The organism is Stenotrophomonas sp. INTA L402-1 (assembly GCF_059295135.1).
Genome location: NZ_JCAFWP010000027.1, coordinates 25772 through 38132, shown reverse-complemented (window position 1 = coordinate 38132; position 12361 = coordinate 25772). Strand labels below are relative to the sequence as shown.

The 12361-nt window shown below is 67.0% G+C and carries 11 protein-coding genes; 10 read left to right on the top strand and 1 reads right to left on the bottom strand.

The window, feature by feature from the left end:
- Positions 1-68: 68 nt before the first annotated feature.
- Positions 69-1310 (bottom strand): efflux RND transporter periplasmic adaptor subunit, encoded by a 1242-nt coding sequence (locus AC5O77_RS15200; RefSeq protein WP_032127184.1) that lies wholly within the window; start codon positions 1308-1310, stop codon positions 69-71.
- Between the two features lie 186 nt (positions 1311-1496).
- On the opposite strand from AC5O77_RS15200, the gene AC5O77_RS15195 reads away from it, so the two are divergent.
- The 10 genes from AC5O77_RS15195 (at position 1497) to aceK (ending at position 12328) form a co-directional block, all read left to right on the top strand.
- Positions 1497-2816: a M20 family metallopeptidase gene (locus AC5O77_RS15195; protein ID WP_478057482.1), complete on the top strand. Its 1320-nt coding sequence runs from the start codon at positions 1497-1499 to the stop codon at positions 2814-2816.
- Between the two features lie 549 nt (positions 2817-3365).
- Complete coding sequence (queF, locus tag AC5O77_RS15190; protein ID WP_049424070.1) at positions 3366-4184, top strand: NADPH-dependent 7-cyano-7-deazaguanine reductase QueF; 819 nt, start codon at positions 3366-3368, stop codon at positions 4182-4184.
- Positions 4185-4399: 215 nt separating this feature from the next.
- Entirely contained in the window at positions 4400-4693 is a 294-nt protein-coding gene (locus tag AC5O77_RS15185; protein ID WP_005419771.1) for a LysM peptidoglycan-binding domain-containing protein, read from the top strand.
- Between the two features lie 44 nt (positions 4694-4737).
- Complete coding sequence (locus tag AC5O77_RS15180; protein WP_032130280.1) at positions 4738-5250, top strand: hypothetical protein; 513 nt, start codon at positions 4738-4740, stop codon at positions 5248-5250.
- 341 nt (positions 5251-5591) lie between these two features.
- Positions 5592-7814, top strand: a complete 2223-nt coding sequence (locus AC5O77_RS15175; RefSeq protein WP_478057481.1) for an NADP-dependent isocitrate dehydrogenase — start codon at positions 5592-5594, stop codon at positions 7812-7814.
- A gap of 308 nt (positions 7815-8122) precedes the next feature.
- Entirely contained in the window at positions 8123-9088 is a 966-nt protein-coding gene (locus tag AC5O77_RS15170; RefSeq protein WP_329913737.1) for a hypothetical protein, read from the top strand.
- Entirely contained in the window at positions 9081-9629 is a 549-nt protein-coding gene (locus AC5O77_RS15165) for a GTP-binding protein (protein WP_071229345.1), read from the top strand. Before AC5O77_RS15170 ends, AC5O77_RS15165 begins: the two co-directional genes overlap by 8 nt.
- Positions 9622-10038, top strand: a complete 417-nt coding sequence (locus AC5O77_RS15160) for a roadblock/LC7 domain-containing protein (RefSeq protein ID WP_049401646.1) — start codon at positions 9622-9624, stop codon at positions 10036-10038. Before AC5O77_RS15165 ends, AC5O77_RS15160 begins: the two co-directional genes overlap by 8 nt.
- Before the next feature lie 53 nt (positions 10039-10091).
- A complete protein-coding gene (locus AC5O77_RS15155) occupies positions 10092-10451 on the top strand; it encodes a hypothetical protein (protein WP_005419760.1) in 360 nt (119 codons plus the stop codon).
- Between the two features lie 146 nt (positions 10452-10597).
- Entirely contained in the window at positions 10598-12328 is a 1731-nt protein-coding gene (gene aceK / locus AC5O77_RS15150) for a bifunctional isocitrate dehydrogenase kinase/phosphatase (RefSeq protein ID WP_071229347.1), read from the top strand.
- Positions 12329-12361: the final 33 nt, after the last annotated feature.

Sequence of the window (12361 nt, the reverse complement as noted above, 5' to 3'; positions counted from 1 at the left end):
ATCCTTGCTGGCACTTCAATGTCGGCGCCGGCAGGCTTGCCGGCGCGAGGGAGGTCGGTAGCCTGCGCTCAGCGCGGGCCGCCGCCACGACGGCCACCGCCGCCGTTCTTCTGCTCGGCGGCCTTCAGCTCGGCTTCGGTCGGCACCGCCGGGGTTTCGCCCGGCTTCAGCGCGGTGACCTTGCTGCCCGGCTTCAAGCGGAACTGGCCTTCACTGACCACCCGCTCGCCGCCCTTCAGGCCCTCGGCGATCTGCACCTGGCTGTCACCCACTTCCACGCCGCTGCGCACGGTCTGCATCTTCACCGTGTTGTCGCCCTGCACCACATAGACGTACTCGCCGTCCGGGCCACGCAGTACGGCCTGGGTCGGAATGACCACGCCACCGGCAATCGTGCGCAGCTGCATGCGCACGTTGACGAACTGGCCCGGCCACAGGCCGTTGTCGGTGTTGTCGAAGATCGCGCGCGCCTTGAACGTGCCGCTGTCGGCACTGATCAGGTTGTCGACCACGTCAAGCTTGCCGTCGCCGGACAGCACGTGCGAATCGGCGCGGTCCAGTGCCGCGACGGGTACCGCACCGGCGGCCTGCGCCTGGCGCACATCGCCGAGCTGGCGCTCGGGCAGGTTGAACAGCACGTGGATCGGATGGATCTGGGTCAGCGTGACCAGCGCGGTGCCGGCGTTGACCACGTTGCCGGCGTCGACCGCGCGGATGCCGGCGATGCCGGTGATCGGCGCGGTGACCTTGGTGTACTGCAGCTGCACCTGCGCCGAGCGCATGCTGGCCTCGTTCGCCGCGACTGCGCTTTCGTACTGTGCCACTTGGTTTCGCTGTGTATCCAGATCGGTCTTGGCGACGAACTGGCGATATTCCGGCGCGTTCGAGCGCTGGTAGTTGGAACGCGCGGTGGCCAGCAGCGCCTCGTTCTGGCGCTTGGATGCCACCGCCTGGTCGTAGCTGGCCTGGGCGGTGCGCGGGTCGATCACCGCCAGCACATCGCCCTTCTTTACTTCCTGGCCTTCGCGGAAATTCAGGCTCATCAGCTGGCCGCCGACCTGTGGGCTGACGGTGACGGTGTTCATCGCCGTCACCGTACCCAGCGCGCTGGCATAGACCGGCACGTCCTGGCGTGCCGCATCCACCACGGTCACCGGCACCGGGCCGGCATCCGGGTCTTCACCGCCCTGGCGCGCAGCTGCCGCCGGGCCACCGGCCTTGTCCTTGCCCCCGCCGAGTACGCGCAGGCCGACCACGGCCAGCACCAGTACCGCCACGACCAGCAGCACGATCTTCCAAACACGTGACATTCAAGGACTCCAAGAGGGCTGGACGGGGCACGGCCCCGGTTGGCAATGCGCAAAGCATACCTGCGCCACATCACGTTTCCTGCATGACGGATGGGACGGGCGCTAAGACCGGATCCGGCCGCGGAGGTTCCCGTAGCGGCGGTGTTGCCCTACATTCAGCTGGAACCCCCTGCCGTGGAGATCGTGATGCGCCGTTCGTTGCTGCTGTCCGCCCTGCTGCTGGCCTTGCCGGCCCTTGCCCATGCCCAGGACGGGCAGCGCCCGGAGGTGACCGCTGCCGCCCAGCGGCTGCAGGCCAAGGTGGTGGAATGGCGGCGCGACTTCCACCAGCACCCGGAACTGTCCAACCGTGAGGTGCGCACCTCGGCCGAGGTCGCCAAGCGCCTGCGTGCGATGGGCCTGAAGCCGAAGACCGGCATCGCCCACCACGGCGTGGTGGCGATCATCGAAGGCGGCAGGCCCGGGCCGAAGATCGCCCTGCGCGCGGACATGGACGCGCTGCCGGTGACCGAACAGACCGGCCTGCCGTTCGCCTCGAAAGCCACCGACCAGTACCGCGGGCAGACCGTGGGCGTGATGCATGCCTGCGGCCATGACGCGCACACCGCCACCCTGCTCGGCGTGGCCGAGGCACTGGTGTCGATGAAGAAGGATCTGCCGGGCCAGGTGATGCTGATCTTCCAGCCGGCCGAAGAGGGTGCACCGCCGCCGGAAGAGGGTGGTGCTGCCCTGATGCTGAAGGAAGGCCTGTTCGCCGACTTCAAGCCGGAAGCCGTGTTTGGCCTGCATGTGTTCTCCAGCGTGCAGGCTGGGCAGATCGCGGTGCGCGGTGGCCCGCTGATGGCCGCCTCGGATCGTTTCGGGATCAAGGTGATCGGTCGCCAGACGCATGGCTCGGCGCCGTGGAACGGTGTTGATCCGATCGTGGCCACCGCTGACCTGGTCGGCACCGCGCAGACCATCGTCAGCCGCCGCGCGAACCTGTCCAAGCAGCCGGCGGTGCTGACCTTCGGCGCGATCAACGGGGGCATCCGCTACAACATCATTCCGGATGAAGTGGAAATGGTCGGCACCATCCGTACCTTCGACGAAGGCATGCGGCAGCAGATCTTCGCCGACCTGCGCAACGTGGCCGAGCACACCGCCGCCGCGCACGGTGCCAAGGCGGTGACGGACATCTACGAGTCAGAGGGCAATCCGGCCACGGTGAACGACCCGGCGCTGACCGCGAAGATGCTGCCGAGCCTGCAGGCGGTGGTGGGCAAGGACAACGTGTACGAGCCACCGCTGCAGATGGGTGCGGAGGATTTCTCGCTGTACGCGAAGGAAGTGCCGGGGATGTTCTTCTTCGTCGGTTCGACCAGCGTGGGCATCGACCCGGCGACGGCACCGGCGAATCATTCGCCGAAGTTCCTGCTGGATGAGAAGGCGCTGGATGTGGGACTGCGCGCGCTGCTGCAGGTGAGCCTGGATTACTTGAACGGTGCCGGCACTCCTGCGGGGTGAGGGTTTCCAGCAGGGCTTGCAGCCCTGCACCCGCCGAAGCCAGAGCCACGTCAACGTCAAAAGCTGGTTTCCTGAGGGTTGGCGGGGTGGGTCCGGTGGCAGGGGACGCTGCAAGTACGTCCCTGTAAGCTCGGTCGCCGCATCCATGCGGCTCACGCCCCTGCCACCGGACCCACCCCGCCTTCGACAGTTTTCCGCGATCTGTCGGAACGGCGTTTTGCTCTGGTAGGTGTCGACCTTGGTCGACACGGGCAGACATCGGTACTGTCTGAACGATTGGATTTTGATTCTGATTTTGATTTTCTGATCTTTCCCGTGGTGGCTCGGTGGCAGAAATGTGTCCGGGGCCGGGCGGGTGGAGGTGGCGGGGTATCCGCGCCATGGATGGCGCGGCTAAGCCTCCAGGGAAGGATTCACGGCGTCCCCGCCAGCTCCACCCGCCCGGGCCACTTCAGGGAATCCCGGCTTTCGGCGCCCCCCACCACGGAGGGGCTCCGCCGTTGGCCGGCCCGGCCGAAGGCCCGCCCTCCGCGCGATACAATGACCCCCATGAACACCCCACAGGATTCCAGCCTCGGTCGCGAGGTCAGTTACCCGTCGCAGTACGATCCCGGCCTGCTGTTTCCCATCCCCCGCAGCGGTGCCCGCGCCGAGATCGGCCTCGATGACGCCGCGCTGCCGTTCGTTGGCCACGACCGCTGGCATGCCTTCGAGCTGAGCTGGCTCGACCCGCGTGGCAAGCCGCAGGTCGCCGTCGCCACCGTGCAGGTGCCGTGTACCTCGCCGCGGCTGATCGAATCGAAGTCGTTCAAGCTGTACCTCAACTCCCTCAACAGCACCCGCGTCGACAGCGCCGAGGCACTGCGCGAGCGCCTGGTAGCCGACCTGTCAGCCTGCGCCGGTGCGCCGGTCCAGGTCGAGTTCGGCCTGCCGGGCCTGCGCGAGACACCGCTCGGTGAATCCATCGACGGGCTGGACGTGGAGATCGACTGCTACGGTCCGCCGCAGGCGGACTTCCTCGCCGCTGATGCAGGCGAGGTGGTGGAGGAGACCCTGGTCTCGTCGCTGCTGAAGTCCAACTGCCCGGTCACCGGCCAGCCGGACTGGGCCACGGTCAGCCTGCGTTACCGTGGGCCGAAGATCGACCGCGCGGGCCTGCTGCGCTACCTGGTCAGCTACCGCGAGCACGCCGAGTTCCACGAGCAGTGCGTTGAGCGGATCTTCAGCGAAGTGTCCGCCCGCTGCCAGCCGCAGTGGCTGGAAGTGGAGGCCCGCTATACCCGCCGTGGTGGCCTGGATATCAATCCCTGGCGTGCCAGCCCCGGCATTGCCGCCCCGGCTGCGACCTACCGCGAGCTGCGGCAGTAACCGCCGCAGGCGGTTGCTCGTTGTGCCGGCCGCTGGCCGGCAATCGGCCAAGGCCGGATCCCCCTGGCACAGCCGGCCAGCGGCCGGCACTACCGGGCACCGTCTCTCCCGATTGTTCAGCCGCCCCCGGGGGCGGCTTCACATCTGCACCATCCCCATTTAACAACCGTCATGGCAACGTGCGAACCACGTAGTCATGCAGACGGGAGTTGTGGATGAGTACCGAGAAGAAAGCCGATTTCTCCGGCGTCAGTGGCAGCGTCGACAGTACCGCCGAGCAGGTGCCGAAGGCGGACTTCTCTGGCGTCAGCGCTTCGGTGGACAGCACCGCAGACGTCGTCAGCGGCGGCACCTACACCGTGCAGAAGGGTGACTCGTTGTCGAAGATCGCCAAGCAGCATCTGGGCGACGCCAATGCCTGGAAGAAGATCTTCGAAGCCAATCGCGATGTGCTTGACGACCCGGACAAGATCTTTCCGGGCCAGACCCTGAAACTGCCGCCGAAGTAAACGGCGATCGAACGCCGTCCGACAATCCCTGGGAGGAACCCCGAATGATCAAGACCACCCCGCTCCAGACCGCCCTCATCGCCGCCCTGCTGGGCAGCGTTGCCCTGGTCGGTTGCAAGAAGAAAGAAGAGTCGACCGACAGCAACGCCGCCCCGGCAGCGACCGCTCCGGCCGAACCGGCAGCACCGGCGCCGATGACCGGCGCACCGCCGCCGATGGCAGAAGCCGCTGCTGTCAGCGTCTCGGCCGTCACCGTCGGCAAGACCGCAGCCGCCGACAAGTCGGTTGCAACGACAGCATTGTTCGCACCGAAGGATGACGTCATCGTCTCGGTCAAGACCGACGGCGCCGCCAACAACGTCACCGTTGGCGCGAAGCTGACCTACCAGGACGGCCAGGTGGCTGGCGAACAGAACGCCACCCTGAACACCAGCGGTGCGGAAACCACCAACGTCACCTTCAAGAATGCAAAGGGCTGGCCGGCCGGCAAGTACCGCGCCGAAGTCACCGTCGATGGCAAGGCGGCCGGAACGCCGCAGGAGTTTGAGGTCAAGTAAGTCCTGCCGACTCTCTCCCGGCAGGGCTCACGATGGACGCAGCCGCGAGGCTGCGTCCTTTTTTGTTGGGCGACGGTTGGCGCTGTCCACGCATGGCGTGGATCTACTGACAACCGGGCCGTGCTTCATCCACACCGTGCGTGGATGGATCACAGCGTTGCCGGCACGCAGTACCGCCGCGTATGGCGCGGCTTTGCCCCGCGCGGCTGAAAACGCGACAATGCAGGGGTTTCCCCGCCGCGCGCCCACCCTGACGGCGGCGGGGGAAGTGACACGGTTGCACGTGGCCCGGCGCTGGCGCCGGCCTTCCCCTGAGCATTGCTACAGAGTCCAAGTCCCCCATGTCCAAGATCCTCTACACGCTGACCGACGAAGCACCGTTCCTGGCCACCCAGTCGCTGCTGCCGATCGTCGACGCCTATACCTCCACCGCAGGCATCGCGGTGGAAACCCGTGACATCTCGCTGTCCGGCCGCATCCTGTCGCTGTTCCCGGAACTGCTGAGCGACGCGCAGAAGGTCAGCGACGACCTGGCCGAGCTGGGCCAGCTGGCGACCACCCCGGACGCCAACATCATCAAGCTGCCGAACATCTCCGCTTCGGTGCCGCAGCTGAAGGCGGCCATCAAGGAACTGCAGGACCAGGGCTATCCGCTGCCGGATTACCCGGAAACCCCGGCTGGCGACCAGCAGCGCGACTACAAGGCGCGCTATGACAAGGTCAAGGGCAGCGCGGTGAACCCGGTGCTGCGCGAAGGCAACTCCGACCGCCGCGCACCGCTGTCGGTGAAGAACTATGCGCGCAAGCACCCGCACCGCATGGGCGCCTGGGCCTCGGATTCGAAGTCGCACGTCGCGCACATGGCTGCCGGTGATTTCTACGGCAGCGAAAAGTCGGCCACCCTGGCCAACGCCGGTTCGCTGAAGATCACCTTCCACGGCAAGGACGGCAGCACCGTCGTGCTGAAGGAAAAGACCGCGGTGAAGGCCGGCGAGATCGTCGACGCCGCCGTCATGAGCCGCAAGGCACTGGCCGCCTTCATCGGCGAGCAGATCGCCGATGCCAAGGCCCAGGGCGTGCTGTTCTCGCTGCACCTGAAGGCGACCATGATGAAGGTCTCCGACCCGATCATGTTCGGCGTGGCGGTCAACGAGTTCTACAAGGACGTGCTGGCCAAGCACGCCGACGTGCTCAAGCAGGCGGGTTTCGATGCCAACAACGGCATCGGTGACCTGGCCGCACGCCTGCCGTCGCTGCCGGAAGCCACCCGCGCTGCGATCGAAGCCGACCTCGCCGCCGAGTACGCACAGCGTCCGGGCGTGGCCATGGTCAACTCGGACAAGGGCATCACCAACCTGCACGTGCCGAGCGACGTGATCGTCGACGCCTCGATGCCGGCGATGATCCGCGACTCCGGCAAGATGTGGAACGCCGAAGGCAAGCTGCAGGACACCAAGGCGGTCATTCCGGATCGCTGCTACGCCGGTGTGTACCAGGCCGTCATCGACGACTGCAAGGCGCACGGCGCCTTCGACCCGGCCACCATGGGTTCGGTGCCGAACGTCGGCCTGATGGCGCAGAAGGCCGAAGAGTACGGCTCGCACGACAAGACCTTCCAGATCGCTGCCGATGGCGTGGTCAAGGTCACTGACGATGCCGGCACCGTGGTGTTCGAGCACGCCGTGGAAGCCGGTGACATCTGGCGCATGTGCCAGACCAAGGACGCGCCGATCCAGGACTGGGTCAAGCTGGCCGTCGAACGCGCCCGCCTGAGCAGCACCCCGGCCGTGTTCTGGCTCGATGCCGCCCGCGCCCACGACGCGCAGGTCATCGCCAAGGTCGAGCAGTACCTGAAGAACCACGACACCAGCGGCCTGGATATCCGCATCCTGCCGCCGGTGGAAGCCACCGCGTTCTCGCTGGACCGCATCCGCAAGGGCGAGGACACCATCTCGGTGACCGGCAACGTGCTGCGCGACTACCTGACCGACCTGTTCCCGATCATGGAGCTGGGCACCAGCGCCAAGATGCTGTCGATCGTGCCGCTGATGGCCGGTGGCGGCCTGTTCGAGACCGGCGCCGGTGGTTCGGCCCCGAAGCACGTGCAGCAGTTCGTTGAAGAGGACTACCTGCGCTGGGATTCGCTGGGCGAATTCCTGGCCTTGGCCGCGTCGCTGGAACACCTGGGCAACCGCTACGACAACGCCGCTGCCCGTGTGCTGGCCAAGGCGCTGGACGAAGCCAACGGCCAGTTCCTGGACAACGACAAGTCGCCGTCGCGCAAGCTGGGTGGCATCGACAACCGCGGCAGCCACTTCTACATCGCGCTGTACTGGGCGCAGGCGCTGGCCGCGCAGGACGAAGACGCCGCACTGAAGGCACGCTTCGCCCCGCTGGCCAAGGCGCTGACCGACAACGAGCAGAAGATCGTTGACGAGCTGATCGCGGTGCAGGGCAAGGCCGTGGACATCGGCGGCTACTACCGTCCGGATGTGGCCAAGGCCAGCAAGGCGATGCGCCCGAGCGCGACCTTCAACGCCGCGCTGGAGCAGCTGCGCGGCTGATCCATCGCCGCTCGGCCGTGACACCGGAACCCGCGCTTCGGCGCGGGTTTCTTTTTGGGCCGGGATTACTGCGGCCCTTCATCCACGCATGGCGTCGATCTACCGGGGACCAGAACCGTGACATCCATCGGCTGTCGGAATGCCGTCAAAGGGGCATGAAACTTGCCCGCGATGGCCGTCGCAGAACGGATAGGAGACAGCCTGCAACCGCCCTCGATCTGAGCAGTCGATCACGACGGCTGCCGCTGGCGATGCCCTAGCCTTGGCGACGCGAGGCCACCGGGGAGGTGGCCGCACGGGGAACACGGATGGCACGCGTGCTGGTAGTGGGAACCGACATCCAGGGCGAGCAGGCCCTGCTGCAGCGGCTGCGCGTGGCATCGGCCCTGCCGGACGGCCAGATCCGCCGCAGCCAGGACCTGGATGATTGCGATCTGCTGGTCATCCGCGATACGCCGGCGCTGCGCAACGCGGCCCAGCGCATGCGTCAGCAGCGTCCGCGACTGCAGTGCTGGATCGAAGACCTGGGCGGCCAGCTGCGTGACGGTGATGGGCACCAGGACGTGCTTGACGATGGTGCCATCGGCCGCGCGCTGCGCCGCATGCAGTTGGCACCGGAGCCCATGGCCATGCACGCACCCGCACCGATCCGTCTGGCCGATGGTGCACACGCCATCACCCGCCTGCTGCGCGAGCGACTGCCGCTGCGACAGGGGCAGGCACTGTTGAGTGACGCGGGCGAGCCTCTGCTGCTGATGGATCTGGAGCACGACCAGGCCGTGCTGCTGCAGGAACCGGCTGCGGCGCTGGTGGAGCGTCTGGCCGATGCCTTCGAACACCTGCAACTGGATGCGCTGACACCCGCACGCCTGCAGGCGCTGGCCGGTGAGCGGCCACGCCAGCCACTGCGACCGCTGCTGTGGCAGTGGGCACAGCGCAGCCGCCATTGGCAGGCATTGGACGAACGCCTGCGTGGCGCTTCAGTGAAGCTGCTGCGCTGGCCGGACTTCCGCGTACTGGGCCACGACCATGATGGCTTCCGCCTGTGTTCGCTGCTGCTCAAGCGCGCGTGCACGGTTGACGAGTGCGTGATGCTGCTTGATTTGCCGGCTGCGGCGGTGCGCGATTTCATCCATGCCGCCTACCTGTGCGGCTACGCGCAGCTGCAGACTGCACCGGCGACGCCGCTGATGGCGACAGGTGGCACCCGCACCGACAACGGCCTGCTTGCCCGCCTGTGGCGGCACCTGCGCGGGAGCGAACGCAATGCGTGAGCACAAGGTGGTGGTGCTGGGCGGCATGGGCAGCGGCAAGTCGACCCTCGTACGCAGCATCGCGGTTGGCGCGGTGGTCGACACGGATGTGGCCAACAGTGATCGCCTTGGCGCCGACAAGGCGTCCACCACCGTGGCGCTGGACTACGCAGACATCGACCTGCCCAATGGCGAACGCCTGCGGTTGTACGGAACACCCGGCCAGCAGCGTTTCGATTTCCTGTGGCCGATCCTGCTGCAGGGCGCGCGTGGCGCGGTGCTGCTGCTGGATGCGCGTCGTGCCGGGCTGGCCAGCGAGCTGGAGGACTACCTGCAGGTGCTGCAGCCGTTCGCATCATCCTTGGCACTGGTGGTGGCGGTCACCCACCTGGACCAGGCACCGCAGGCCGCACTGGATGACTGGGCCGCCCGTGCCAGCCTTGACGACCAACCACTGCCGCTGCTGGCGGTGGATGCCCGCGACCGCGAACAGGGACTGTTGCTGATGGATGTACTGATGAGCGAAATGGAAGCGCACGCACTGGTGGCGGCGCATGGCTGACGGGCAGATGGCGGTACTGCCCGATGCCGGTCAGCGTGAGCGCCTGCAGCCGCTGCTGCAGGACCTGCAGCAGCGCGTGGAAGGCGTGCGCACGGTGGTGCTGGCCAGTGTCGATGGCTTCGCCCTGGTCAGTGCCGGGGCCGAAGGGCGCGGTGAGCGGCTGGCGGCGATGACCAGCGCGATGCTGGCGCTGGCCGCGGCAGTTGGCCGCGAACTGCTGCTGGGCGATCTGCAGACGCTGATGCTGGAGGCCGCGGGCGGCAAGGTGCTGATGCTGGCGATCCAGGCCGAAGGGCGCGCACCGCTGCTGCTGATGGCGGCCTGCGACCAGCGCAGCGTGATCGGCCAGGTGCTGTGGCAGAGCAGGGAATGTGGCCAGGCGATCCTGGCCGAACTCGGCGGATCGTGAGCCCGGCCGCAGGGGAACGAGGGGCTCGAACCAACATCGACAAGGGGTGCGACGTGGCTGGATTGAATGAATCGTTGAACGCACTGATGGGCATCGACGGCGCGCAGGCAGTGGCGCTGGTCGACTACGAAAGCGGCATGCTGCTGGGCGAAGCCGGTGCCGGCATGGACATGGAAGTGGCCGCCGCCGGCAACACTGAAGTGATCCGCGCCAAGATGAAGACCGCCGCGTCGCTGAACCTCAACGACAGCATCGAGGACATCCTGATCTCGCTGGGCAAGGCGTACCACATCATGCGCCCGGTGGCGAAGAAGAAGGGCCTGTTCTTCTACATCGTGCTGGACCGGACCAAATCCAACCTGGCGCTGGCGCGGCGCAAGGTGCAGGACGTGGAGGCCGAACTGGCGATCTGAGCCGGTAGTGCCGGCCACTGGCCGGCATCTGCATGGATCCATCGGCGGTCCAGGGGCTGCCGGCCAGCGGCCGGCACTACCTCTGCGCTCGACGGCATCACACACGCCAGCGTATGGTGAAGCCGGTCCTCCCGGATGAGCCCTGCATGTCCACGCCTGACATCGTTGCCGAGCTGGCGCCGCGTATCGCCGGTGCCATCCGCGATGGTTTCGAGCAGTACCATGCCCGCTTCGCGGCGATCACCGCGCGGGCGCGGCAGCGCTTCGAGCAGCGCGATTGGGCTGGTGCGCGACAGGATGCGGTCGAGCGCATCGCCCTGTACGACCTGTGCATCGCCGAGCAGATGGATGCGTTGCGCCGCCTCGCCGGTGACGCGATCGGCGAGCGTGCGCTGTGGCTGCAGGTGCACGCGCAGTACAGCGGGCTGCTGCAGGGCCTGATCGACGCCGAGCTGTACAAGACCTTCTACAACACGCTGTCGCGGCGCCTGTTCGCTACCCGCGGCGTGGACCCGGCGCTGGAATTCATTGCTTTCGACGTCGAGCCCTCCGATGCAATCACCCATCCTGTCGCGCGGCATACCTACGCGGTCTCGCCGACGCGGCCGGTGGAGGCCCTGCAACGCGTGCTGGCCGACTACCGCTTCGACATCCCCTATGCGCACCAGCTGCGCTGTGCGGCGGCCATCGCCGTGCGCCTGCAGGACGACCTCGCCCATTGGGGGGACACGCCGGTACGCAGCATCGAACTGCTCGACACGGTGTTCTACCGCGAGCGCCGCGCTTACCTGGTTGGCCGCGTGTTCGGCGAGCATCGCTTTTCGCCATGCGTGATTGCCCTTGTCAACGATGCGCGCGGCCTGCGTGCCGATGCGGTACTGACCCGGCGCCGCGATGTCGCCCATCTGTTTGGCGTGTCGCGCAGCTACTTCCAGGCTGACTTGGGCACCGTGGGCGACGCGGTGGTGTTCCTGCGCAGCCTGCTGCCGGGCAAGCCGATCGACGAGATCTACACGGTGCTGGGACGTGCCAAGCAGGGCAAGACCGAGCGCTACCGAACCTTCTTCCGCCACTTCAACGAGCATCCGCAGGAACGGCTGGTGCATGCCGAAGGCACGCCGGGCATGGTCATGGCGGTGTTCACCCTGCCCAGTTATCCATTGGTGTTCAAGCTGATCCGCGACCGTTTCGCCTGGCCCAAGGCAATGTCGCGGCAGCAGGTGGAAGAGAAGTACGCGCTGGTGTTCAATCTCGATCGTGTCGGCCGCCTGCTTGATGCGCAGCCTTATCGCCACCTGCGTTTCCCGCGCGAGCGCTTCGCGCCGGCCCTGCTGGAAGAGCTGCTGCAGCAGTGCGCGCAGAGCGTACGTGTCGATGGCGACGAGGTCGAAGTCGCACTGTGCTATGTGCAACGTCGTTTCCGTCCTTTGAACCTGTACCTGCGCGAGCAGTCCGGCGAGGCGGTGCGCGCGGCGGTGCTCGACTACGCGCAGGCGATCACCGACATGGCGCGCAACAACATCTTCCCCGGCGACATGCTGCCGAAGAACTTCGGTGTGTCACGGCACGGCCGGGCCGTGTTCTATGACTATGACGAGCTGTGCCTGGTCAGCGACTGCGTGTTCCGCGCCTGGCCGCAGCCACGCACGCCAGAGGAAGCGATGGCCGACGAGCCGTGGTTCCATGTCGGCCCGCGCGACGTGTTTCCCGAGCGCTTCGGTCCGTTCATGGGCCTGCCTGCTGCGGAGCTGGCAGCCGTGCGCGAGCACTACCGGCACCTGTTCGACCCGGGCTGGTGGCAGGGCCTGCAGGAACGCTTCGCCCGGGGTGATTATCCGGACACGCCGCCCTACGCGGGCGCACACCGGCTGGCGTGAACCGGCTGTCATCGCGGCTGGGACTGGGATAGG